This is a genomic window from Nocardioides malaquae (assembly GCF_015070385.1).
GTDB lineage: Bacteria > Actinomycetota > Actinomycetes > Propionibacteriales > Nocardioidaceae > Nocardioides > Nocardioides malaquae.
In genome coordinates, this window is the sequence record NZ_JADCSA010000005.1 from 210,242 (window position 1) to 234,208 (window position 23,967).

Consider the following 23,967-nt stretch of genomic DNA (forward strand, 5'->3'; position numbering starts at 1 on the left):
CCTCGGCTAGGCTGGAGGGGTGACCGACCCGCCTGCGCCCGGCCGCGGCGACGACCGATCGTCAGAGCCGCGTCCGGCAGGAACGCTGCGGCTGGGCTCCATCGCCGGAGCCGACGTGCTGGTCAGTGGTTCGTGGTTCCTCGTGGCAGCGTTGATCGCCGTCCTGGTGGCCCCGCGCATCGACCAGGTCGAACCCGGCCTGGGCGGGTGGAAGTACGTCGCTGGCTTCGCCTTCGCGGTGATCCTCTACCTCTCGGTCCTCCTGCACGAGGCCTCCCACGCCTGGATGGCCCAGCGGTACGGGCATCGGGTCACCTCCATCACCCTGCACTTCCTCGGAGGGATGACGGCGGTGGAGGGTGAGGCGCGCAGTGCCCGTCAGGAGTTCTGGATCGCGGTGGTGGGGCCGCTCACCTCCCTGGCCGTGGGAGGGGCGGCCCTCGGGCTGTGGTTCGTGACCCCCGAGGGCGTCGTGCGCGTCGGGGTCGAGGGCCTGGCCGGCGCCAACCTGCTCATCGGCATGCTCAACCTCGTGCCGGCGCTTCCCCTCGACGGAGGCCGGGTGCTGAAGTCGGCCGTGTGGCAGGTTGGCGGCAGCCCGCACCGCGGCACGCTGGTCGCCGGCTGGGCCGGGCGGGTGCTGGCCGTGCTGGCCCTCGGCTGGCCGGTCTACCAGGAGGCCCTCCTGGGCACGCCTCCACTCTTCGTCGACTACCTCCTCGCGGTCGTCATCGCCCTCTTCCTGTGGAGCGGCGCCTCGGCCGCCATCGTCCATGCGCGCCTGCGTTCGCGGATCCCGCACCTCGTGGGCCGGAGCCTCGCTCGTCGCGCTGTGGTGGTCCCGCAGGACGCGCCCCTCGCCGCCGCGGTGCGGACGGCGCAGGAGGCCGCGGCGGGCAGCATCGTCACCGCCGACCGTGACGGGCGCCCCGTCGGGCTGGTCAACGAGACCGCCCTGCTGGCCGTGCCCGTCGAGCGTCGGCCGTGGCTGCCGGTGCAGGGCGTGGCGCGGCCCCTCGAACCCGGTCTGGCGCTGAGCGCCGACATCGCCGGGGAGGAGCTGGTCGCCGCCATTGGTCGACGTCCCGCCCAGGAGTACCTGCTGGTCGAGGACGACGGCCAGGTCTTCGGGGTCCTGTCGACCGTCGACGTCGATCGCGCGTTCCGTCGACGCGCCGACTAGGGTGCAGCCCATGCCTGACGCTCCCACCGTCCGTGACGACGTCCCTCCGCACGCCTGGGCCGGTGTCCACCGTGGCCCGTTGCGTCCGGGGGAGTGGGTGCGTCTGACGGACCAGAAGGGCCGCCGCCACAACTTCGAGCTCGTCGAGGGCAAGCGCTTCTTCTCCAACCGCGGCCACCTCGAGCACGACGAGCTGATCGGGCGCGAGGAAGGCTTCACCGTCACCTCCTCGGCCGGGGGCGAGTACCTGGTGTTCCGTCCGCTCCTCTCGGAGTTCGTGGTCTCCATGCCACGCGGGGCGGCCGTGGTCTACCCGAAGGACGCCGCCCAGATCGTGGCGATGGCCGACATCTTCCCGGGCGCCACGGTCGTCGAGGCCGGCGCGGGCTCCGGCGCTCTCAGCTGCTCACTGCTGCGGGCGGTGGGCCCGCACGGACAGCTGGTCAGCTTCGAGCGTCGCGAGGAGTTCGCCGACGTCGCCCGCCGCAACGTCACCCAGTTCTTCGGCGGCGACCATCCTGCCTGGGACCTGCGCGTGGGTGACCTGGTCGAGCAGCTGCCCACCCTCACCGAGCCCGTCGACCGGATCATCCTCGACATGCTCGCGCCGTGGGAGTGCGTCGACGTCGTGGCGGACGCCCTCGCGCCCGGCGGCATCGTCTGCGCCTACGTGGCCACCACGACCCAGCTCTCCCGCATCGTGGAGACCCTGCGGGCCCACGGTGGGTTCACCGAGCCGCAGCCGTGGGAGTCGCTGGTGCGCGACTGGCACGTGGAGGGCCTCGCGGTGCGTCCCGGACACAAGATGATCGGTCACACCGCCTTCCTCGTCACCGCCCGTCGGATGGCGCCCGGCCAGCGACCGCCCACCAAGAAGCGCAGGCCCGCGCCCGGGGCGTACGGTCCGGACTACACCGGACCCCGCCCCGCCGACCTCCCGTCCCAGGTGGGGCTGGAGACGACGGAGGGCTGAGTCGGGCGGCGACCGTCCGCCGTTGCTCGACCGGGTGGCGCGGGTCGTCGCCAAATCGTGACCCGCACGGGCGCGCTTGCCCTTCCCTCCAGCCGCCACGTGGGTAAGGTCACCTCCACGGAGGTGATCGCGATGACCTACAGCGACAGGGACACCCGGGGGCGCAGCCCTGAGGAGCTGGCGAGCCAGGTGCGCAACCTGGAGGCGGAGGTCGTCGGCCTACGGCACCGTCTGGCCAACGCTCCCGACCGGAGCCGCTCGCTGGAGGAACGGCTGGCCGAGACCCAGCGTTCGCTCGCCGCCATGACGAGCCAGAACGAGCGTCTGGCGCAGACGCTGCGGGAGGCCCGCGACCAGATCACCCGGCTGCGTGACGAGGTCGACCGCCTCGCTCAGCCCCCCACCGGGTTCGGTGTCTTCCTGGCGCGCAACGCCGACGACACCGTCGACGTCTTCACCGGTGGTCGCAAGCTGCGGGTCACCGTCTCCCCGGCCGTGGAGGTCGACGACCTCGTCAAGGGCCAGGAGGTCATGCTCAACGAGGCGATGAACGTGGTCGCCGGGTGCGGCTTCGAGTCCGTCGGCGACGTGGTCATGGTCAAGGAGCTCCTCGCCGACGGTGAGCGCGCCCTGGTGATCGGCAACGCCGACGAGGAGCGCGTCGTCCGTCTGGCGGCTCCGCTGCTGGAGGAGCCGCTGCGCGCGGGTGACTCCCTGCTCACCGATGCCCGCTCCGGCTACGCCTACGAGCGTGTACCCAAGTCGGAGGTCGAGGAGCTGGTGCTCGAGGAGGTGCCGGACATCGACTACACCTCGATCGGTGGCCTGGCGACCCAGATCGACGCGATCCGCGACGCGGTCGAGCTGCCCTACCTGCACCCCGACCTCTTCCGTGACCACCAGCTCAAGCCGCCGAAGGGCGTGCTGCTCTACGGGCCCCCCGGATGCGGCAAGACCCTCATCGCGAAGGCGGTGGCCAACTCGTTGGCCAAGAAGGTGGCCGCTCGCACGGGCACCGAGGGCAAGTCCTACTTCCTCAACATCAAGGGCCCCGAGCTGCTCAACAAGTACGTGGGCGAGACCGAGCGCCACATCCGGCTGGTCTTCCAGCGTGCGCGTGAGAAGGCCAGCCACGGCACCCCGGTGATCGTCTTCTTCGACGAGATGGACTCCCTCTTCCGCACCCGCGGGAGCGGCGTCTCCTCCGACGTCGAGAACACCATCGTGCCCCAACTGCTCAGCGAGCTCGACGGCGTGGAGGCCCTGGAGAACGTGCTGGTCATCGGTGCCTCCAACCGCGAGGACATGATCGACCCCGCCATCCTCAGGCCCGGGCGCCTCGATGTGAAGATCAAGATCGAGCGCCCCGACGCCGAGTCGGCGCGCGACATCTTCAGCAAGTACCTCACCAGTGACCTGCCCCTCCACGACGACGACCTGGCCGAGTTCGGCCGCGACCGTGACGCCTGCGTCGGGGCGATGGTCCGGGCCACCGTCGAGCGCATGTATGCGGAGAGCGACGAGAACCGCTTCCTCGAGGTCACCTACGCCGACGGCGACAAGGAGGTCCTCTACTTCAAGGACTTCAACTCCGGCGCCATGATCCAGAACATCGTCGACCGCGCCAAGAAGATGGCGATCAAGGACTTCCTCGAGCACGACCAGCGCGGGATCAGGGTCCAGCACCTGCTGCAGGCCTGCGTCGACGAGTTCAAGGAGAACGAGGACCTGCCCAACACCACGAACCCCGACGACTGGGCCCGCATCTCCGGCAAGAAGGGCGAGCGGATCGTGTTCATCCGCACGCTCGTCACCGGCAAGCAGGGCACCGAGCCGGGGCGGTCGATCGACACCGTCGCCAACACCGGCCAGTACCTGTGACCCCGTCGACGCGAAGCGCGGCACGCCCGGGACCCGCATGAGCGTCGTCCGGGTGATGGGCACCGAGGTGGAGTACGGCATCTCGGTCCAGGGACGCCCCGAGGCCAACCCGATGCAGGCCTCGTCGCAGGTCGTCAACGCGTACGCCGCCTCGCTCGCGACGGCGCGACGCGCCCGGTGGGACTTCGAGGAGGAGTCCCCGTTGCGCGACGCCCGGGGGTTCGACATGTCCCGGGTGGAGGCCGACCCCAGCCAGCTGACGGACGAGGACCTCGGTCTGGCCAACCTGATCCTCACCAACGGTGCCCGCCTCTACGTCGACCACGCGCACCCGGAGTACTCCACGCCGGAGGTCACCACCCCGCTCGACGTCGTGCGGTGGGAGCGCGCCGGGGAGGTCGTGATGGCCCGCGCCATGGAGCACGCCGCGCGCACCGGGCACGGGCCGCCGATCCTGCTCTACAAGAACAACACCGACAACAAGGGTGCCTCCTACGGGTCGCACGAGAACTACCTCGTCAAGCGCTCGACCCCCTTCAACGACATCGTCCACCACCTCACCCCCTTCTTCGTCTCGCGCCCCGTCGTCTGCGGTGCGGGCCGCCTCGGGATCGGGCAGCGGACCTCGGCCCACGCCTTCCAGATCAGTCAGCGCGCCGACTTCTTCGAGGTCGAGGTCGGGCTGGAGACCACCCTGAAACGACCCATCATCAACACCCGCGACGAGCCGCACGCCGACCCCGACCGGTGGCGTCGCCTGCACGTCATCGTCGGTGACGCGACCATGTCGGAGGTCTCCACGTACCTCAAGGCCGGCACCACCTCGCTGGTCCTGGCCATGGTCGAGGCGGGGTGGATCACGCAGGACCTCTCGGTGCAACGCCCTGTCGCCTCGCTCCACGAGGTCTCCCACGACCCGTCGCTGACGCACCTGCTGACCCTCAACGACGGCCGACGGATGACCGCCGTCCAGCTGCAGCGCACCTACCTCGAGCTCGCCCAGGGCTTCGTCGAGGCGAGCGAGGAGGCGCCCCACGTGCAGACCCTGGACGTGCTGCAGCGGTGGGGGAGCGTGCTCGACCGGCTCGAACGCGATCCGATGGAGTGTGCCGGTGAGCTCGACTGGGTGGCGAAGTGGCGACTGCTCCAGCAGTACCGCGACCGGGACGACCTGGACTGGTCGGACGCGAAGCTGCACCTGATCGACCTGCAGTACCACGACATCCGACCTGCCAAGGGACTCCACCACCGCCTGGTGCAGTCGGGGCGCATGGAGCGGCTGGTGGCCCAGTCGGCCGTCGAGGCCGCGGTGCACGCACCCCCGCCGGACACCCGCGCCTACTTCCGCGGGAGGTGCCTCGAGCAGTACCCCGACCAGGTCGCCGCGGCTTCCTGGGACTCGGTGATCTTCGACCTGCCGGGTCACGACGCGCTGCAACGGGTCCCGACCATGGACCCCCTGCGCGGCACCCGGGCCCACGTCGGCGAGCTGCTCGACGCGTGCGACTCCGCCGAGGACCTCTTCCGCGCCCTGGCGGGGTAGGACCCGATAGGCTCGGCGACATGGCCCAGGAGCAGAAGCACCCGCGCAAGTCCTCCGACACGGAGGAGGCCGTCACCGAGGTCACGGAGACCGACGTCGATGCGCGCCGCGAGGCGCTCGACGACGACGTCGACGCGATCCTCGACGAGATCGACGAGGTGCTCGAGAACAACGCCGAGGAGTTCGTGAAGTCCTTCATCCAGAAGGGTGGCGAGTGAATGAGCGGATCGGACTCGCCCCGGCTCGCGCCGGCGTACATGCAGCCCGGCGTCGTCTCGTTCACGGAGTTCCTGGGCGCCCAGGCGCCCGACCTGCTGCCGGCCCGCCGCGGGCTGCCCAGCGGTGACGCGGCGGGCCTCGCTCCCCACGCGACGACCATCGTGGCCGCCACCTTCGAGGGTGGTGTGGTGATGGCGGGGGACCGCCGGGCCACGATGGGCAACATCATCGCCCAGCGCGACATCGAGAAGGTCTTCCCCGCCGACGAGTTCAGCGTGGTGGGCATCGCCGGCACCGCCGGTCTCGCCGTGGAGATGGTCCGGCTCTTCCAGACCGAGCTGGAGCACTACGAGAAGATCGAGGGCACCACGCTCTCCATGGACGGCAAGGCCAACCGGCTGGCCGCGCTGATCCGCAACAACCTCGGCATGGCGATGCAGGGACTGGCCGTCGTGCCGCTCTTCGCCGGCTTCGACCTCGCCGCCTCACAGGGGCGGATCTTCTCCTACGACGTGACCGGTGGGCGCTACGAGGAGACCGCGTTCCACGCCGTCGGCTCGGGGTCGCTCTTCGCGCGCGGGTCGCTCAAGAAGCTCTACCGCGACACCCTCGACGAGCAGGGGTGCGTCGCCGCTGCCCTCCAGGCGCTCTACGACGCCGCCGACGACGACTCCGCCACCGGCGGCCCCGACCTCACCCGGCGGATCTTCCCCGTGGTGCACGTGGTCACCGCCGACGGTGGACGCCGGTTGCCCGACGAGGTGGTCTCCGAGATCGCCGACCGGGTGATCGCCGGGCGGATGCGTCGCCCCGACGGCCCCGTCGCCGAGCTCACCTGACGCCTCCGCCACCCCTTCCGCCTGCCGAGGAGCCCCTGCCGATGAGCACCCCGTTCTACGTGTCGCCCGAACAGATGATGAAGGACCGGGCCGACTTCGCCCGCAAGGGCATCGCCCGCGGCCGGTCCGTCGTCGTCGTCCAGTACGCCGACGGCGTGCTCTTCGCCACGGAGAACCCCTCGAAGGCGCTGCACAAGATCTCCGAGATCTACGACCGGATCGCCTTCGCGGCGGTGGGCCGCTACAACGAGTTCGAGAACCTCCGCATCGCCGGGGTGCGCCTGGCCGACATGCGGGGCTATGCCTACGACCGCCGCGACGTGACCGGCCGCGGCCTCGCCAACGCGTACGCCCAGACGCTCGGCACCGTCTTCAGTGCCGGTGGCGAGAAGCCCTACGAGGTCGAGCTGTTCGTCGCCGAGGTCGGTGACGACGCCTCCCAGGACCAGATCTACCGGCTCACCTACGACGGCCAGGTCGCCGACGAGCACCGCTACGCCGTGATGGGCGGCGCCGCCGACGTCGTCGCGAAGCACCTCTCCGAACACTACCGCGAGGGCGGCACGCTGCAGGACGCCGTGCGCCTCGCCGTCGCGGCCCTCGGCCACTCCGAGCAGGGCGACCGGCGACTCGACGTCGACGACCTGGAGGTCGCGGTGCTCGACCGGTCGCGCACCCAGGTGCGCAAGTTCCACCGGCTGCGCACCGAACGACTCGCGGCCCTGCTCGAGGCCACGGACGACACCGGGTCCTGACAGCACCCACGGCGTGGCCCGTGCCCCTAGGGTGGTCAGCATGGACCGCAGGATCATGGGCATCGAGAACGAGTACGGGGTCACCTGCACGTTCGAGGGCCACCGGCGCCTGAGCCCGGACGAGGTGGCGCGCTACCTCTTCCGCAAGGTGGTCGCCTGGGGGCGCAGCAGCAACGTGTTCCTCGCCAACGGCGCGCGGCTCTACCTCGACGTGGGCAGCCACCCGGAGTACGCCACGCCCGAGTGCGACTCGGTGGAGGACCTCGTCGTCCACGACAAGGCCGGCGAGCGGATCCTCGAGGAGCTGATGCTCGACGCGCAGGACCGCCTGCGTGACGAGGGCATCAAGGGAGACATCTACCTCTTCAAGAACAACACCGACTCCGGGGGCAACTCCTACGGGTGCCACGAGAACTACCTCGTGGCGCGGCAGGGCGAGTTCGGTGCGCTCGCCGACGTGCTGATCCCGTTCCTCGTGTCGCGCCAGATCCTGGTCGGCGCAGGCAAGGTGATGCAGACCCCGCGCGGGGCCTCGTACGCGATCTCCCAACGCGCCGAGCACATCTGGGAGGGGGTCTCGAGCGCCACCACCCGGAGTCGACCGATCATCAACACCCGCGACGAGCCGCATGCCGACGCCGAACGGTTCCGACGGCTCCACGTCATCGTGGGTGACTCCAACATGAGCGAGACGACGACCCTGCTGAAGGTGGCGTCGTGCGACCTGGTCCTGAGGATGATCGAGGACGGCGTCGTGATGCGCGACCTCGCCCTGGAGAACCCGATCCGCGCGATCCGCGAGATCGCCAGTGACATCACCTGCCGCCGCAAGGTGCGCCTGGCCAACGGCCGCGAGGCGACCGCGGTCGAGATCCAGTCCGAGTACCTGCAGCGCGCCCTCGACCACGTCGACCGCCGGGGCCTGCGTACCCCGACCATCGACCGGGCGCTCGACCTGTGGGAGCGCACCCTCAAGGCCATCGAGTCCGACGACCTCAGCATGGTGGAGCGTGAGATCGACTGGGTCATCAAGCGCCGTCTGATCGAGCGCTACCGCAACGTGCACGACCTCCCGTTGGGGCACCCGCGGGTGGCCCAGCTCGACCTCGCCTACCACGACATCCGACGCGACCGCGGTCTCTTCCACCTCCTCGACGCCCGTGGAGCGGTGGCCCGGGTGACCGACGACGCCACCGTCCAGCTCGCGAAGGACCGCCCGCCCCAGACCACCCGCGCCAAGCTGCGCGGCGACTTCATCCGCCACGCGCAGGAGCAGCAACGCGACTTCACCGTCGACTGGGTGCACCTCAAGCTCAACGACCAGGCCCAGCGCACCGTGCTCTGCAAGGACCCCTTCCGCTCCGTCGACGAGCGCGTCGAGCGCCTCATCGCCGGGATGTGACGCGTCCCGTCGCGCTCAGGGGTCGACGGCTAGTGTGTGCTGCGGTCACGCACCCACCCGAAAGGCAACACCGTGTCATTGCGCCGTACCCTCACTGCCGCTGCCGTCAGCCTCGGCATGCTCACCCTGGCCGCCTGCGGCGACAAAGCTGCCGAGGGAGGCCCCGGGTTGGACGCCGTCACGATCGAGGCTGAGCCCGGCACGGCTCCGACGGTGGAGTTCGGCGACGAGAAGCTGGACCCGGCCGAGACCGAGACCAAGGTGCTCGTCGAGGGCGACGGCGAGGAGACCGCCATCGGCGACATGGTCACCACCTACATCTGGGTCGGCAACGGCTTCGACCGCAAGGAGGTGCTCAACACCTACGAAGCGGGTGAGCCCGAGCGCATCGAGCTGGTCGACGGCCTCTTCCCGGGCCTGAAGGAGGGGCTCGTCGGCCACAAGGTCGGCTCGATCGTGGCCGTGGCCTCCACCGCCGAGGACGCCTTCGGTGAGGGCGGCAACCCCGCCCTGGGGATCGGTGACGGCGACAGCGTGCTCTTCGTGACCGAGATCGTCTCCAAGCTCTCCGACGACGAGGTGAAGAAGTTCAAGGCGGACGAGAAGAAGGCCACCGAGCAGCAGGAGAAGCAGGCGAAGAAGGTCGAGCGAGCCACCAAGAACGCTCCCGACGCCGCCTCCGGGACCCCTGTGGACCCGGCCGGCTGGGCGCCTGAGGTCACCTACCCCAAGGGCAAGGGCAAGGTGCCCACCTTCGACTTCTCCGGGGCCCCGAAGCCCAACGGCAAGCTCCAGGTCACCCAGCTCATCGAGGGTGAGGGCAAGAAGGTCAAGGCCGGACAGACCCTCGTCGTCCACTACGTCGGGCAGGTCTTCGGTGCCGAGCAGCCCTTCGACTCCTCCTACAGCCGCAACGAGCCCGCCTCCTTCCCGATCGGCGTGGGCCAGGTTGTCCAGGGCTGGGACCAGGCCCTCGTCGGCCAGAAGGTCGGGTCGCGCGTGATCGTCCAGATCCCGCCGGAGCTCGGCTACGGTGAGGCCGGCAACGAGGGTGCGGGCATCAAGGGCACCGACACCATCGTCTTCGCCGTCGACATCCTCGCCGCCGTCTGACCCACACCTCTGCGTACGCCGCCGGACCAGCAGGCGGGAAGGAGCGACACGTGTCCCGTCGTCGTAGTGAGCGCCTGCTCAACCTCCTGATCATGCTGCTGGTCCAGCGGCGTTTCGTGCCCAAGGAACGGATCCGGGAGGTGCTTTACCCCGACGCCGAGGGTGACGCCTTCGACCGGATGTTCGATCGCGACAAGGAGGAGCTGCGGGCCCTGGGCATCCCCATCGAGGTCGGCTCGCTCTCGACCTTCCACGACGACGAGGTCGGTTACCGGATCCGACCCGACGACCTGGCGCTGCCCGAGATCAGCCTCACCGCCGAGGAGGCCTCGGTGCTCACCCTGGCGGGCAAGGTCTGGCACCACGCCCGCCTCGCGGACACGACCGCCACCGCCCTGCGCAAGCTGATGCCGGCCCTGCCGGCGTCCGAACAACCGGCTCCGGCCGTCGCTGAGCCCGTCATCGGCGCCGAGGAACCCAGCTTCGAGGCCTTCTGGACCGCCATCCAGGAGCGGCGTCGGGTGACCTTCGACTACCGCAAGTCAGGAGCCGCCGATGGCTCGGCTCGTCGCGTCGAGCCGTGGGGGCTGCTGCGACACTCGGGCCGCTGGTACGTCGTGGGTCAGGACCTGGACCTGGGGGAGGAGCGGATCTTCCGGCTCTCCCGTGTGCAGGGGTCCTGCACCCTGGGCCGCACGCCTGACGCCTACCGGGTGCCCGACGACCTCGACCTGCGGGAGGTGGCGACCCGCCTGCAGCCGCGCACCGAGACGACGAGGGCCCAGCTCCTGCTACGCGCCGGGGCGGGACACGCGTTGCGGCAGCGCGGCACCACGGTGGCCCACGGCGTGATCGGCCCTGACGGCGGAGACGGCTGGGACCGGGTGGAGTGCGAGGCAGACGTCGCCACCCTGGCCGACGAGGTGCTCACGCTGGGCGTGAATGCCTTCGTCGAGTCTCCGGAGAGCCTGCGCGGCCTCGTCCGGCAGCGGCTCACCGCGTTGGCTGAGCTGCTCGACGCGGGAGGTGCCTCGTGAGCCGGGCCGGGACGGGTGCGCGTGACCAGGTGGCGCGTCTGCTCACCCTGGTCCCCCTGCTGCACAGCCGTGACGGGCTGAGGCTGCAGGAGGCGGCCGACCTGCTCGGCACCACCACGACCCAGGTCCTCAACGACCTCCGGGTGCTCTGGATGTGCGGACTACCCGGCGGACTGACCGACGACCTCATCGACGTCGACATGGAGGCGCTCGAGGACGACGGCGCCGCCGGGGTCATCCACGTCTCCAACGCCGACTACCTCACGCGACCGGTCCGACTCTCGGCCACCGAGGCGACGGCCCTGGTCGTGGCCCTGCGGGCCGTGCGCGACTCCTCGTCGGAGGAGACCCGCGCCATCGTCGACAACGTCATCGCCAAGCTCGAGGTCGCCGTCGGTCACGAGGCCCCGAGCTCCCGGGTCGCCGTCGAACCGTCGGCGCCGGCGCTGCAGGGCGTACGGGCCACAATCGACCAGGCGCTGCGGGAGGAACGCCAGCTGCGGCTCTCCTACTGGGTGCCGTCGCGTGACGAGGTCAGCGAACGGACCGTCGACCCCGTGCGCGTCGCCGAGGTCAACGGCGTCGCCTACCTGGAGGCCTGGTGCCACAGCGCCGAGGACCGAAGGGTCTTCCGCCTGGACCGCATGCAGCAGGTGGAGCTCGGTTCACCCGCCGACCGCGCGGCACCGGTGACCGAGGAGACGCTGTCGGCTGAGCTCTTCCGGTTCTCCGAGGAGGCCCTCACCGTGACCCTGCGGCTGGCTCCCAAGGCCCGGTGGGTGCCGGAGTACTACCCGGTCGAGGAGGTGCGCGACCTGGCGGACGGACACCTCGAGGTCGACCTGAGGGTGCTGGACGTCGCCTGGCTGCGCCAGCTGGTGCTGCGCCTCGCCCCGCACGCCACCGTCGTCGGCCCCGAATCGGTGCGCGACGACCTGAGGGCCGCCGTGGACGCCGTGCTGGCCCTGAACCCCTGATCCGGGAGTAGGATCACCACGACGTTTTCACCGAACCGAGGATTGCCATGCACTCGCTGCTCCTGACTCCCATGATCGGCCTCGGCGCTCCCGAGCTGATCATCATCGCCCTCGTGATCGTGCTGCTCTTCGGCGCCGCCAAGCTGCCGGAGCTGGCCCGGGGCAGTGGGCGCGCCCTGCGCATCTTCAAGGCCGAGACCAAGGGACTCCGCAGCGACGACGACACCAAGATTTCCGCAGAGCAGGTCGACGACGACGTGATCGACGCGGAGACGCCGCCCCGCCGCGACGACACCGTCTGACCACGCCCCGGTGCTACGAGGTTTCCTCCGGCTGCTGAAGGGTGCCCCGCAGCAGCCGATCGGGCCTGACGGTCGCATGCCGCTGGGCGACCACCTGAGGGAGTTGCGCGCCCGCCTGCTGCGCTCGGTCCTCGTCTTCGTGGTCGTCTTCATCGGCGCGCTCTTCGTCTATGAGTCACTGCTGCTCGAGCTCGTCATGGCGCCCTACAACGACGCCCGTGAAGTGCTCGGCGCCGACGTGGAGACCAAGGCGTACATGAGCGGTGCGACAGGGCCCCTCATGCTCCTGCTCAAGCTGTCGGCCGTGGCCGCGATCGTGGCGACCAGCCCATACTGGCTCTACCAGATCTGGGCCTTCATCCTTCCCGGCCTCCACCAGAAGGAGAAGAAGTGGTCGCGCATCTTCGCCGCCGTCGCGGGTCCGCTCTTCCTGGGTGGCGTGGCTCTGGGCTACTACGTACTGCCCAAGGGGCTGGAGGTCCTCATCGACTTCACCCCCGCCCAGATGGAGAACCTGGTCGAGTTCGGCGAATACTTCTCCTTCTTCACCCGCATGCTGCTGGTCTTCGGCATCGCGATGGAGATCCCCCTCTTCGTGGTGATGCTGAGCCTCGCCGGGGTCATCTCCGGCTCGACCCTGGGCCGCTACCGGCCGTGGATCATCGTCGGGACCTTCCTCTTCGCGGCCGTTGCGACTCCCTCCACCGACCCGTTCTCGATGTTGGCGCTCGCCCTGCCGATGGTGCTCCTCTTCCTGGCGGCCGAGGTGCTGGCCCGCTTCATCGACCGGTTCCGGCGCGCCAAGCAGACCGCTGCGGCGCTGGGCGACGACGAGCTCTCCCCGCTGTGACCCCCGAGCGCCCCCTCACGCTGACGGAGATCGACCCCTTCGACCTCCCCGAGTGGTTGGGCGAGGAACGCGTGGTCTGGGCACCCCAGGACGGGCTCAGCACCGGCCACCTGGTTCCGGGACGGCTCACTGCCAGCCCGGGTGAGGCCGCGGCACCGGCGCCGGACTCCCTGCCCTGCGACCTCCTCGCCGTCGACGAGGCCTATCCGACGGCGGTGACCGAGCCCGACCTCCGAGTCCGGGCCCACCAGGTGTGGAAGCACGGCCAGGTCCTGCTCACGACCTCGCAGGAGCGACTCACGCTGGCCGTGCCCGGCACCTCGTTCACCGCCGACCGCACCCTCGAGTGCCTGCACCGACTCGCACTCGCGGTGGGGGCCCGCAGTGATCACTTCTCGGCCCTGCTGAGCCTGGGCAGCCGCAGCTCCACGCACCGCGGCTAGGTTGCCGAGCCCGGCGTCGCCCAGCCGTTAGGGTCGAGCCGTGGCAACCCCGGACCGCACCGTCGCCCTGCTGGTGAGCCCCTTCGTCGGCCCCGGAGGTGGGCACCGTCTGCGGGGTCGGGTCGCCGAGCGACTCCGGGCCGGCGGCTGCGCCGTGCGCCACCTCTGGCCCCGCGACGTCGAGGACGTCGCCCCGCGGGTCCGCGCCGCGGTCGCAGCGGGCGCTGAGGCCGTCGTCGTGGTCGGTGGCGACGGGACCTTCCACCAGGCGCTGCAGGCGGTGGCCGGCACCGCCGTGCCTCTGGGGCTGGTGCCGGCCGGCACCGGCAACGACGTGGCGCGCCACCTCGACCTTCCTCGGGACGACGTCGACGCCGCGGTCGACGTGGTGCTGCGCGGAAGGACGAGCGTGCTCGACGCCGCGCGAGCCGGCGACCGTTGGTTCATGACCGTACTGGCCGCCGGCTTCGACGCGGTGGTCAACGAACGCGCCAACCGCATGGCCTGGCCGCGAGGCCACTCCCGCTACACGTTGGCCACCCTCGCGGAGCTGCGCACCTTCCGACCGCTGCCCTACGTGCTGGAGCTCGACGGTCGCACCCTGCGCCTGGACGCCATGCTGGTGGCGGTCGGCAACGGGCCCAGCTTCGGCGGCGGTCTGCGCATCTGCGAGGGCGCCGACCTGCACGACGGGCTGCTCGACGTCGTCGTGATCCGTCCCGTGTCGCGGGCGGAGCTGGTGCGCACCTACCCGAAGCTCTACCGCGGGACCCACACCTCGCACCCGCAGTACGAGCACCACCGGGTCCGTCGCGTGACCGTCGCTGCCCCCGGGGTGGTCGGTTATGCCGACGGGGAGAGACTGGGAGCGTTGCCCCTGACGATCGAGTGCGTCCCCGACGCAGTGAAGGTGTTCACATGACCTCCCCCTCCGAGGCGTACTCGAAGTTCCGGGCCTCCCGGACGCACCCGGCCGTGGCCGAGTTCGTCGATCTCTACCCCTTCGGCCTCGACGAGTTCCAGACCCGTGCCTGCCGAGAGATCGAGGACGGCAACGGTGTCCTGGTCGCGGCCCCCACCGGCTCCGGCAAGACGGTGGTGGGGGAGTTCGCCGTGCACCTGGCGCTGCGCGAGGGCCGCAAGTGCTTCTACACGACCCCCATCAAGGCACTGTCGAACCAGAAGTACCACGACCTGGTCGAGCGCTACGGCGCGGAGAACGTCGGTCTGCTGACCGGTGACAACGCCGTCAACGGTGAGGCGCCGGTGGTGGTGATGACCACCGAGGTGCTGCGCAACATGATCTACGCCAGCTCCCGGACGCTGCTCCAGCTCGGCTACGTGGTGATGGACGAGGTCCACTACCTCGCGGACCGCTCCCGCGGCGCGGTCTGGGAAGAGGTGATCATCCACCTGCCCGAGTCGGTGCAGGTGGTCTCGCTGAGCGCGACGGTCTCGAACGCCGAGGAGTTCGGCGAGTGGCTGCAGACGGTGCGCGGGGCCACCACCACCATCGTGGAGGAGAAGCGACCGGTCCCGCTCTACCAGCACGTCATGGTGGGGCGTCGCATCCTCGACCTCTTCGCCAGCTCCGACGTCGACGCCAGCGCCGGCTTCGTCAAGGAGGGCGCCCCGGTCAACGGGGAGCTGTTGCGGGTCGCCCGCGACGACTTCGCGAGCGCCCGCCTCATGCGCGACCGGCGTTCGCCGCGGAAGGGGCGGCCCGGTGCGTCCAAGAACCCCCGCTCGGTGGGCAACGGGCGCCGGGTCTGGATCCCCAGTCGGGTGGACGTGGTCCAACGCCTCGAGCGCGAGAACCTCCTGCCGGCCATCACCTTCATCTTCAGCCGCGCCGGGTGCGACGCCGCGGTCTCGCAGCTGCTGCAGGCCAACGTACGCCTCACCACGCCGCAGGAGCGCGACGAGATCCTCGAGGTCGCCCGGGAGACGACGCGGTCGATCCTCCCGGAGGACCTGCGGGTCCTGGGCTACCACGAGATGGTCGAGGCGCTGAGCCGCGGGATCGCCTCCCACCACGCCGGCCTGCTGCCCGCCTTCAAGCACCTGGTCGAGGAGCTCTTCGTCCGAGGGCTGGTGAAGATCGTCTTCGCCACGGAGACGCTGGCCCTGGGCATCAACATGCCGGCCCGCACCGTGGTCATCGAGAAGCTGTCGAAGTGGAACGGCGAGAGCCACGCCGACCTGTCGCCCGGCGAGTACACGCAGCTCACCGGGCGGGCCGGACGACGCGGGCTCGACGTCGAGGGACACGCGGTCGTGCTCTGGCAACCCGGCATGAACCCCTCCGAGGTGGCCGGACTGGCGTCCACCCGTACCTACCCGTTGCGCTCGTCCTTCCGTCCCTCCTACAACATGGCCGTCAACCTGGTGCACCAGTTCGGTCGCGAGCGTTCGCGCGAGCTGCTCGAGCTCTCGTTCGCCCAGTTCCAGGCCGACCGGGCGGTCGTCGGGCTGGCCCGACAGCTGCGCAAGGCGGAGGAGGCGTTGGACGGCTACCGGGAGGCAGCCACCTGCCACCTGGGCGACTTCATGGAGTACGCCTCGCTGCGGCGCGAGATCTCCGACGTGGAGAAGGCTGCCGCCCGCGCCCGCAAGGCCGACCGTCGGGCCGAGGCGCTGGCCTCGCTGGCTGGGCTGCGGCCCGGCGACGTCATCGAGGTGCCCGCCGGCAAGTTCTCCGGCTGGGCGGTGGTCGTGGACCCCGGCCTGGGCAATCCCGACGAGCCGCGCCCCTACGTGGTCACCCTCGACCGGCACGCGCGTCGGTTGGCGCCGATGGACTTCCCGGTGCCTGTCGAGGCGCGCACCCGGCTCAAGGTGCCGCGCAACTTCAACGGCCGCAACCCCACGATGCGCCGCGACCTGGCGATGGCGCTCCAGGGACGGGTCAAGGGTCTGGAGCGCACCGGCCGCCAGCCCGGGTCGCGGAAGGGGACGTACGCCCCGGAGGACGAGCAGGTCGACGCCCTGCGCCGGCAGCTGAAGAGCCACCCCTGTCACGCCTGCCCGGATCGCGAGGACCACAGCCGTTGGGCCGAGCGCTGGTTCAAGCTCTCGCGTGACTCCGACACCCTGCGTCGTCGCGTCGAGAACCGGACCAACACGGTGGCCCGCACCTTCGACCGCGTCTGCACCGTGCTGAGTGCCCTCGGCTACCTGGAGGGCGACGAGGTCACCGAGCGTGGTCGACACCTGATGCGCATCTACTCCGAGCTGGACCTGGTGGCCGCGGAGGCGCTGCGCGAGGGCATCTGGGACGCCCTCACCCCCGCGGAGCTGGCCGGCGCGCTCTCCGCCCTGGTCTTCGAGACCCGCAGGGCCGACGACGGCACCGCTCCGCGCAGCGCCAACGCCGCGGTGGAGCAGGCCCTGCTGGAGACACGGCGCCTCTGGCGAGACCTGGACGCCCTGGAGCGGGACCACCGCCTGGAGTTCCTGCGCCAGCCCGACCCCGGCTTCGCGTGGGCCGCGTGGCGCTGGGCCGAGGGCGACGAGCTCGACGGCATCCTGCTGGAGACGGGGCTGGCGGCCGGCGACTTCGTGCGTCTGGTCAAGCAGCTGCTCGACCTGGTCGGCCAGGTCGCCGACGCCGCGGGAGGCACGCCGCTGCGACGCAGCGCCAAGGAGGCCGCCACCCTGCTGCGTCGTGGCGTGGTCGCGCTGTCGATGGCGGGGGAGTGACGCAGGCACCCCGGGGGTGGCCTGTGGCAGGCTGCCGCCATGAGTGACCAGCGCCTCCTCCTCCTCGACACCGCCTCGCTCTACTTCCGGGCCTTCTTCGGCGTGCCCGACTCGGTGACGGCGCCCGACGGCACGCCGGTCAACGCCGTCCGGGGCCTGATGGACTTCATCAGCCGCCTCGTCGAGGAGTACGACCCCACCCACCTGGTCTGTTGCTGGGACGACGACTGGCGCCCCCAGTGGCGGGTCGACCTGGTGCCCTCCTACAAGGGTCATCGCGTCGTCACGGCGCACGGGCCCGAGGGCGTCGACGTCGAGGAGGTGCCCGACGCACTCGTGACCCAGGTGCCGGTGATCCGTGAGGTGCTCGACGTCTTCGGGGTGGCCGTGCGGGGCGTCACCGAGATGGAGGCCGACGACGTCATCGGCACCCTGGCCACCGGGGCCGGCATGCCGGTGGAGATCGTCACCGGCGACCGCGACCTCTTCCAGCTCGTCGACGACGAGGCGGGGGTCCGGGTGCTCTACACCGCCAGGGGCGTCGGCCGGCACGAGCGTGTGGACGAAGCCTGGGTACGCGACAAGTACGGCGTCGAGGCCCGTCACTACGCCGACTTCGCGACGCTGCGCGGCGACACCTCGGACGGGCTTCCCGGCGTGGCGGGTGTGGGGGAGAAGACCGCCGCCACGCTGCTGGCGCAGTTCGACTCGGTCGACGGCATCGTCGCCGCGGCCACCGACCAGGACTCGTCGATGGCGCCGGGGCCGCGCCGCAAGGTGCTGGCCGCGCTCGACTACCTGGCCGTGGCCCCGCGGGTGGTCGCCGTCCGACGCGACCTCACCCTCGACCGGGAGGGCATCGAGCGACCTCGGTCCGTGGCCGATCCCGCACGGCTCGAGGCTCTCGCGCAGCAGTGGGGGTTGGGCTCGTCCGCGGAAAGGCTGCAGGCAGCCCTCGCCGGCGAACTACGCTGACGCCCGTGAGTTCCCCACAGATCGAGGCCACCGACCGACAGATCCTCTCGCTGCTCGCGACCGACGGACGCATGTCCTTCACCGCGCTCGGCAAGGAGACCGGACTGTCCACGTCCGCGGCGCACCAGCGCGTGAAGAGGCTGGAGGAGCGCGGGTTGATCACGGGCTACGGTGCGACCGTCGACCACGACCAGCTGGGCCGGTCGTTGACGGCCTTCGTCTCGATCAGCCCCTTCGACCCCTCGCAGCCGGACGACACGCCCGACCGGCTGCGTGACCTCACCGAGATCGAGTCGTGCTGGTCGGTCGCCGGCAACGAGTCCTACATCCTCAAGATCCGCGTGGCCAACCCCGCCGCGCTCGAGGACCTGCTGGCCCGGATCAGGGCCGCGGCCAGCGTGTCGACGCGGACCACCGTCGTGCTCTCCACCTGCTTCGAGAACCGGCCCCTCGACTGAGGCGCCCCCGACACCTCAGCCGCGCTCGGACCACCAGCGGCGCCCCTCCCCAGGCAAGGTGTGGATGGGGTCGTAGTAGGGGTAGGGCCGTGCCAACGCCTCGGCACCCTCCTCGACCGAGGTGAGGTAGTTCTTGGTCCAGTAGGAGATGCCGTGCGCGGTGTCGTACGAGTGCACCTGGTGCACCCAGCGCTTGCCGACGTAGGGCACGTCGCAGACGATGCGCGGAGTGGCGAAGCCGGGCAGGTAGCCCATGATGTCGTGCTGGAGCTGCTGGGCCCGGGCGACCGAGATCCGCCAGTGCTCGGCGTTCGGGATCATGTCGCACATGTAGAAGTAGTAGGGCGTCACCTGGGCCTCGTCCTGCAGCACGAAGCTCAGGTCGAGCAGGTCGTGGGCGTCGGCGTTGACGCCGTCGAGCAGCACACCCTGGTTGCGGACGTCGTGGAGGCCGGCGGCGCGCACCGCCCGGGCGGCCTCGACCACCAGCGCGGTCACCTGGTGGGCGTGGTTGGTGTGGGTGTGCAGCGCCAGCTGCACGCCCCGCTGGGCGGCCAGGTCGCAGACCCGGCGCAGGCCGTCGAGCAGGTCGGGCTGCATCCAGTGCTGCGGCAGGCCGATCAGTGCCTTCGACGCGAGACGCACGTCGCGCACGGAGTCGATCTCGAGCAACGACGTCAGGAAGGCCTCGAGACGGGGCCACGGCATGTTCGCCACGTCACCGCCGGAGACGACCACGTCGCGGATGCCCGGGGTAGCGCGCAGGTGGTCCAGCATCGCGGCGAGCCGATCCTGTGGCCGGGCGACGAACTTGAGCTTGTCGACCGTCGGCGTGGAGTTGCCGACCAGGTCCATGCGGGTGCAGTGGCCGCAGTACTGCGGACAGGTCGGGAGCAGCTCGGCCAGGACCTTCGTCGGGTAGCGGTGCGTGAGGCCCTCCACCGCCCACATCTCGTGCTCATGGAGGGAGTCGCGGCTCGCGTAGGGGTGGGAGGCCCAGTCCGTCCTCCGGTCCGAGGCCACCGGCACCATGTAGCGCCGGACAGGGTCGGCCATCAGCGCGTCCGTCCACGATCCCGCCGCGGTGCTGCTGACCTCGGGCACCATCGTGTTGAGCATGTGCGGGGGGAGCAGCATGCTCATCGTCGCGAACCGCGTGCGGTCCTCGTCGAGGTCTTCGTAGAACCGGTCATCCACCCGGTCCCCCAGCACGTCCCGCAGCTGCTGAGGGGTCTTCACGCAGTGGGCGCGCTGCCACTGCACGTCGCGCCACTGCTGCTCGCTGACGTCGCGCCACCCCGGGAACCGGGTCCAGTCGGGTTCGACCGGGTCGCGGCGGACGTACTGGTACGGCTGGGGCGGGGCCGCGCTCGTGGGGAGCCGGTCGTGTGCGGTCGTGCTCATCAGTCCTCCTGGCTGCGCGGGGTGGCGCGTTGTGATCTGCCTCACGCTCTGCCACAGTAGACGCACTTATTCCTGTACTGCGAGCACCACGCGGGAAATCTTCTTGCGCTGGCGCCAACGGAACGTAGATCGGAGAAACGGTGGTCGACGACCTGAAGACCCGGGGGGACGCGGTGGGACTGCATCGCGTGACAGGCGGGCGCACGCTGCCGCAGGCCGCCCCGCGACTCGACACCCGCCCTGACCTGTGGCCCGACGAGGTGCGCATCGACGTGGAACGGCTCAACCTCGACGCCGCCTCCCTGCGCCAGCTGCGCGAGCAGCACCGCGACCCCGACGCCGTCCGCGCCGCAGTGCTGGAGATCATCACGTCGCGGGGCAAGATGCAGAACCCCGTCACCGGCTCGGGCGGCATGCTGCTGGGCACGGTGAGTGAGGTCGGACCCGACTCCCCGCTCGGGCTGTCCGTGGGGGACCGGGTGGCCAGCCTCGTCTCCCTGACGCTCACGCCCCTGGTCGTCACCGACGGCCTCTCCCGGTGGGACGGGGTGCACGAGCAGGTGCCCTGTGCCGGCCACGCCATCCTCTTCGGCCGCTCGGTGACCGCCGTCCTGCCCGATGACCTGCCCGAGGACCTCAGCCTCTCGGTGCTCGACGTCTGCGGCGCCCCCGCCCTGACCCGGCGCGTGGTCGAGGCTGCGCCGGGCGCCGCGGTGCTGGTGCTGGGCGCTGGTGGCAAGTCAGGCAGCCTCGCCTGCGCCGCGGCTCGCGAGTCCGGCGCCGGCCGGGTCGTCGGTGTCGTCCCGCACGCCGACGAGGCCGCGCGACTGGAGTCCGCCGCCCTGTGCGACGACGTCCTGACGGTCGACGCGACCGACCCCGTGGCGCTGCGGGCCGCGGTCCACGACGTCGTCCCCGGGGGAGTGGGGGTGACGGTCGTCTGCGTCGACGTGCCGGGCTGCGAGGGCGCCTCGGTCCTGGCCACGGCCGACGGTGGCACGATCATCTTCTTCTCCATGGCCACCTCGTTCTCGGCAGCGGCGCTGGGCGCGGAGGGTCTGGCCGCAGACGTCACCATGCTCATCGGGAACGGCTACCTGCCCGGGCACAGCGACTATGCGCTCGACCTCGTCCGGCGCCACGACGGGGTGCGCGCCCTGGTCGAGGGGAGGGCCCCGTGACCGCCCTGCACCTGGACCCCGCCCTCGTCGCCCGGGCCCGCCAGCTCGCCGCCAAGGTGGGCGCCCCCGTCGTCGACCTCGCCCGTACGCACACGACCACGGCCGTCGAGCGCGCCACGCTGCGACTGGCGGGGGCGAGCGGAGCAGACAGCGACGGCGTCCCGTGGGTCAACCACCTCGTCGACGCCGTGGAGCAGCAGCTGGCCGGCGACGGAGGGCTCGCCCACGGCGCCTGCCTCCCGCTCTTCGACGCCCTCGCCCGCGGGCAGGCGCGCGACCTGCGCGAGCTGGCGCAGAGACTGGGCAACGGCACCGCCACGCTGCGAATGCCCGAGGCAGGCGACCGCGACACGGCGGCGGACGGCGCCAGGGCTGCGGTGGCGACGGGCCTGGAGCGGATCGACGCGCAGCGTCACGCCAGGGAGGAGCTCGTCCAGACGGTGGGCGAGGCCCCTCGTCGGCCGTGGATCTACCTGATCGTGGCCACCGGTGACATCCGCGAGGACGTCCCGCAGGCCCAGGCGGCCGCCCGCGCAGGCGCCGACGTCATCGCCGTCATCCGCAGCACCGGCCAGTCGCTGCTCGACTACGTGCCCGAGGGAGCCACCCACGAAGGGTTCGCCGGGACGTACGCCACCCAGGAGAACTTCCGCATCATGCGGGCCGCGCTCGACGAGACGAGTCGCGAGCTCGGCCGCTACGTGCGGCTGACCAACTACGCCTCGGGCCTGTGCATGCCCGAGATCGCCGTGCTGGCCGGCCTCGAGCGGCTCGACATGATGCTCAACGACTCGATGTACGGGATCCTCTTCCGCGACATCAACCCGGTGCGCACCTTCGTCGACCAGCGGTTCTCGCGTCGCGTCCACACCCGTGCGGGCATCATCATCAACACCGGCGAGGACAACTACCTGACCACTGCGGACGCGGTCGAGGCGGCGCACACCGTCACCACCAGCCAGCTGCTCAACGAGTTCTTCGCGCACGAGGCCGGGCTGGCCGATGCCCAGATCGGGTTGGGCCACGCGTTCGAGATCGACCCCGCCCTGCCGGAGAGCTTCCGGCTCGAGCTGGCCCACGCCCTGCTGGCCCGCACCCTCTTCCCCGACGCCCCGTTGAAGTGGATGCCACCCACGCGGCACATGACCGGTGACGTGTTCCGAGGCCATCTGCTCGACGGCTTCTTCAACCTCGCGGGCGTCCTGACCGGCCAGAGCATCCTGCTGGTCGGCATGATGACCGAGGCCGTGGTGACCCCGTGGCTCTCCGACCGGGACCTCGCCCTGCAGAACGTCCGCTACGTGCTGGACGCGGCCGGCGGTCTGGTCGAGGACTTCCACCCGCCCGCCGACGGCTTCATCGCCCGCCGGGCCACGACGGTGCTCACCGAAGCCGTCGACCTCCTCGAACGCATCGACGCCCACGAGGACGGACTCCTCGACGCGATCGCCGACGGCACCTTCGGCCTGATGCGACGCCCCCGCGACCGGGGACGCGGCCTGGCAGGCGTCGTACGCCGCTCCGACGACTACCTCAACCCCACCGACCAGATGCTCGACGCCCAGGAGGTCCTTCCGTGATCGTGCGACCCTACGGTGACAGCACCGGCGACGGCATGGTCCAGGTCTCCTTCACCCTGCCGCTGCCGGCGGGCAAGCGCGCCGAGGGTGCCGCGGCCCAGCTGGCGGGCAGGATGGGCATCGACCCGGCAATGGTCGTGCACGCCCGTCCCATCGGCGAGACCCATACCTTTTTCGTGGTCTACGGCCCGGTGAGCCACCTCGTCGACACCTCCACCGTCACCGTCGTGGAGCGCGACCACCCCCTGCTGACCCCCGCCGAGGCCAACCAGGCGATCCGTCGGGGGCTGAGGAGACGACTGGTGGTCGTCGGAGCCTGCATCGGCACGGACGCCCACACCGTCGGCATCGACGCCATCCTCAACATCAAGGGGCTCGCGGGGGAGAAGGGCCTGGAGTACTACCGCGAGATGCGGGTGGTGAACCTCGGGGCCCAGGTCGCCGTGGACGACCTCGTCGACGCCGCGCTCGCGGAGCAGGCCGACGCCGTCCTCGTCTCGCAGGTGGTCACCCAGCGCGACGCCCACCTGCACAACACCCGCACCCTGGTCGAGGCCTTCCGCGCGCGCACCCGAGCCGGGCAGCGGCCGCTGCTCGTCGTGGGCGGGCCCCGGTTCGACGAGAGCGCCGCGGAGGCCCTGGGCGTCGACCGGGTCTTCGGGCGAGGCACGACCCCGCGCGAGGTGGCCTCCTTCCTCGTCCACCGACTGGTGCCCGCCGAGGTGTCCGACGAGGTGCCGGCATGACCCACACCCCGCCTGCCCCCGGCGTCGAGGTCGTCCACCGCCGCTACGTGGCCCACTCCCACGCGCACTACGCGGGCAACCTGGTGGACGGCGCCTACGGCTTGGCCCTCTTCGGCGACGTCGCCACCGAGCTGTGCATCCGCACGGACGGCGACGAGGGGCTCTTCGCCTCCTACGACGAGGTCCAGTTCCACGCGCCGGTCCGCGCCGGCGACGTGGTGGAGGTGCGGGGGGTCCTCGAGTCCGTGGGACGGCGCTCGCGCCGCATCGCCCTGACGCTGGCGGTCGTGGCGCGGGGCGACGCGACGGCGGAGCAGCCCGGCCGTGCCCACCTGGTCGACCCGCCGCTGGTCGCAACCACGGCCGTGGGCACCGTGGTGGTGCCTGCCCGGTAGCGTGGCCGT

23 protein-coding genes are annotated in these 23,967 nt (G+C 70.9%); 22 read left to right on the forward strand and 1 reads right to left on the reverse strand.

Features of this window, described 5'->3' with window-relative positions:
* The first annotated feature begins 19 nt into the window (after positions 1 to 19).
* The 18 genes from IEQ44_RS07260 to IEQ44_RS07345 all read left to right on the forward strand — a co-directional run bounded on the left by IEQ44_RS07260 (position 20) and on the right by IEQ44_RS07345 (position 18,652).
* A complete protein-coding gene (locus tag IEQ44_RS07260; RefSeq protein WP_319804545.1) occupies positions 20 to 1,183 on the forward strand; it encodes a site-2 protease family protein in 1,164 nt (387 codons plus the stop codon).
* A gap of 10 nt (positions 1,184 to 1,193) precedes the next feature.
* Positions 1,194 to 2,156: a tRNA (adenine-N1)-methyltransferase gene (locus tag IEQ44_RS07265; protein WP_193637761.1), complete on the forward strand. Its 963-nt coding sequence runs from the start codon at positions 1,194 to 1,196 to the stop codon at positions 2,154 to 2,156.
* Between the two features lie 132 nt (positions 2,157 to 2,288).
* The gene (gene arc / locus IEQ44_RS07270) at positions 2,289 to 4,037 is read left to right on the forward strand and encodes a proteasome ATPase (protein WP_193637822.1); all 1,749 of its coding nucleotides are present in this window, start codon (positions 2,289 to 2,291) and stop codon (positions 4,035 to 4,037) included.
* A 37-nt stretch (positions 4,038 to 4,074) separates the two neighbouring features.
* Positions 4,075 to 5,580, forward strand: a complete 1,506-nt coding sequence (gene dop, locus IEQ44_RS07275) for a depupylase/deamidase Dop (protein ID WP_193637762.1) — start codon at positions 4,075 to 4,077, stop codon at positions 5,578 to 5,580.
* Positions 5,581 to 5,600: 20 nt separating this feature from the next.
* Positions 5,601 to 5,798 carry a ubiquitin-like protein Pup gene (locus IEQ44_RS07280; RefSeq protein WP_193637763.1) on the forward strand — a complete coding sequence of 66 codons (198 nt, stop codon included), beginning with the start codon at positions 5,601 to 5,603 and terminating at the stop codon, positions 5,796 to 5,798.
* Entirely contained in the window at positions 5,799 to 6,638 is an 840-nt protein-coding gene (gene prcB, locus IEQ44_RS07285) for a proteasome subunit beta (RefSeq protein WP_193637764.1), read from the forward strand. It abuts the gene before it with no gap.
* A 41-nt stretch (positions 6,639 to 6,679) separates the two neighbouring features.
* Positions 6,680 to 7,393, forward strand: a complete 714-nt coding sequence (prcA, locus tag IEQ44_RS07290; RefSeq protein WP_193637765.1) for a proteasome subunit alpha — start codon at positions 6,680 to 6,682, stop codon at positions 7,391 to 7,393.
* A 40-nt stretch (positions 7,394 to 7,433) separates the two neighbouring features.
* Positions 7,434 to 8,795, forward strand: a complete 1,362-nt coding sequence (gene pafA / locus IEQ44_RS07295) for a Pup--protein ligase (protein WP_193637766.1) — start codon at positions 7,434 to 7,436, stop codon at positions 8,793 to 8,795.
* A 72-nt stretch (positions 8,796 to 8,867) separates the two neighbouring features.
* A complete protein-coding gene (locus tag IEQ44_RS07300) occupies positions 8,868 to 9,908 on the forward strand; it encodes an FKBP-type peptidyl-prolyl cis-trans isomerase (RefSeq protein ID WP_193637767.1) in 1,041 nt (346 codons plus the stop codon).
* Between the two features lie 50 nt (positions 9,909 to 9,958).
* Entirely contained in the window at positions 9,959 to 10,945 is a 987-nt protein-coding gene (locus IEQ44_RS07305; RefSeq protein WP_193637768.1) for a helix-turn-helix transcriptional regulator, read from the forward strand.
* Complete coding sequence (locus IEQ44_RS17875) at positions 10,942 to 11,922, forward strand: helix-turn-helix transcriptional regulator (protein ID WP_193637769.1); 981 nt, start codon at positions 10,942 to 10,944, stop codon at positions 11,920 to 11,922. Before IEQ44_RS07305 ends, IEQ44_RS17875 begins: the two co-directional genes overlap by 4 nt.
* Before the next feature lie 47 nt (positions 11,923 to 11,969).
* Entirely contained in the window at positions 11,970 to 12,224 is a 255-nt protein-coding gene (locus IEQ44_RS07315; RefSeq protein WP_227487048.1) for a Sec-independent protein translocase subunit TatA, read from the forward strand.
* A gap of 10 nt (positions 12,225 to 12,234) precedes the next feature.
* Positions 12,235 to 13,074 carry a twin-arginine translocase subunit TatC gene (gene tatC / locus IEQ44_RS07320; protein ID WP_319804546.1) on the forward strand — a complete coding sequence of 280 codons (840 nt, stop codon included), beginning with the start codon at positions 12,235 to 12,237 and terminating at the stop codon, positions 13,072 to 13,074.
* A complete protein-coding gene (locus IEQ44_RS07325; RefSeq protein ID WP_193637770.1) occupies positions 13,071 to 13,517 on the forward strand; it encodes a hypothetical protein in 447 nt (148 codons plus the stop codon). The genes tatC and IEQ44_RS07325 overlap by 4 nt, the downstream gene beginning before the upstream one ends.
* 40 nt (positions 13,518 to 13,557) lie before the next feature.
* Positions 13,558 to 14,439, forward strand: coding sequence for a YegS/Rv2252/BmrU family lipid kinase (locus tag IEQ44_RS07330; RefSeq protein WP_319804547.1), 882 nt, complete (start codon positions 13,558 to 13,560; stop codon positions 14,437 to 14,439).
* On the forward strand, positions 14,436 to 17,219 hold the full coding sequence (locus tag IEQ44_RS07335; protein ID WP_193637771.1) for a DEAD/DEAH box helicase: 2,784 nt from the start codon (positions 14,436 to 14,438) through the stop codon (positions 17,217 to 17,219). Before IEQ44_RS07330 ends, IEQ44_RS07335 begins: the two co-directional genes overlap by 4 nt.
* 39 nt (positions 17,220 to 17,258) lie before the next feature.
* Entirely contained in the window at positions 17,259 to 18,194 is a 936-nt protein-coding gene (locus tag IEQ44_RS07340) for a 5'-3' exonuclease (RefSeq protein ID WP_193637772.1), read from the forward strand.
* A gap of 5 nt (positions 18,195 to 18,199) precedes the next feature.
* On the forward strand, positions 18,200 to 18,652 hold the full coding sequence (locus tag IEQ44_RS07345; protein WP_438861844.1) for an Lrp/AsnC family transcriptional regulator: 453 nt from the start codon (positions 18,200 to 18,202) through the stop codon (positions 18,650 to 18,652).
* A 15-nt stretch (positions 18,653 to 18,667) separates the two neighbouring features.
* Here IEQ44_RS07345 and IEQ44_RS07350 read toward each other — a convergent pair whose 3' ends face one another.
* Positions 18,668 to 20,056, reverse strand: a complete 1,389-nt coding sequence (locus IEQ44_RS07350) for a KamA family radical SAM protein (RefSeq protein ID WP_193637773.1) — start codon at positions 20,054 to 20,056, stop codon at positions 18,668 to 18,670.
* A gap of 140 nt (positions 20,057 to 20,196) precedes the next feature.
* Between IEQ44_RS07350 and kdd the strand changes: the two genes are divergently transcribed.
* The 4 genes from kdd to kal are packed head-to-tail and all read left to right on the forward strand — an operon-like array spanning position 20,197 to position 23,958.
* Positions 20,197 to 21,237: an L-erythro-3,5-diaminohexanoate dehydrogenase gene (gene kdd, locus IEQ44_RS07355; RefSeq protein WP_319804548.1), complete on the forward strand. Its 1,041-nt coding sequence runs from the start codon at positions 20,197 to 20,199 to the stop codon at positions 21,235 to 21,237.
* Positions 21,234 to 22,817, forward strand: coding sequence for a lysine 5,6-aminomutase subunit alpha (kamD, locus tag IEQ44_RS07360; protein ID WP_193637774.1), 1,584 nt, complete (start codon positions 21,234 to 21,236; stop codon positions 22,815 to 22,817). The genes kdd and kamD overlap by 4 nt, the downstream gene beginning before the upstream one ends.
* Positions 22,814 to 23,563: a lysine 5,6-aminomutase subunit beta gene (kamE, locus tag IEQ44_RS17880; protein WP_319804549.1), complete on the forward strand. Its 750-nt coding sequence runs from the start codon at positions 22,814 to 22,816 to the stop codon at positions 23,561 to 23,563. Before kamD ends, kamE begins: the two co-directional genes overlap by 4 nt.
* Positions 23,560 to 23,958: a 3-aminobutyryl-CoA ammonia lyase gene (gene kal / locus IEQ44_RS07370; protein ID WP_193637775.1), complete on the forward strand. Its 399-nt coding sequence runs from the start codon at positions 23,560 to 23,562 to the stop codon at positions 23,956 to 23,958. Before kamE ends, kal begins: the two co-directional genes overlap by 4 nt.
* The last annotated feature ends 9 nt before the right edge of the window (positions 23,959 to 23,967 follow it).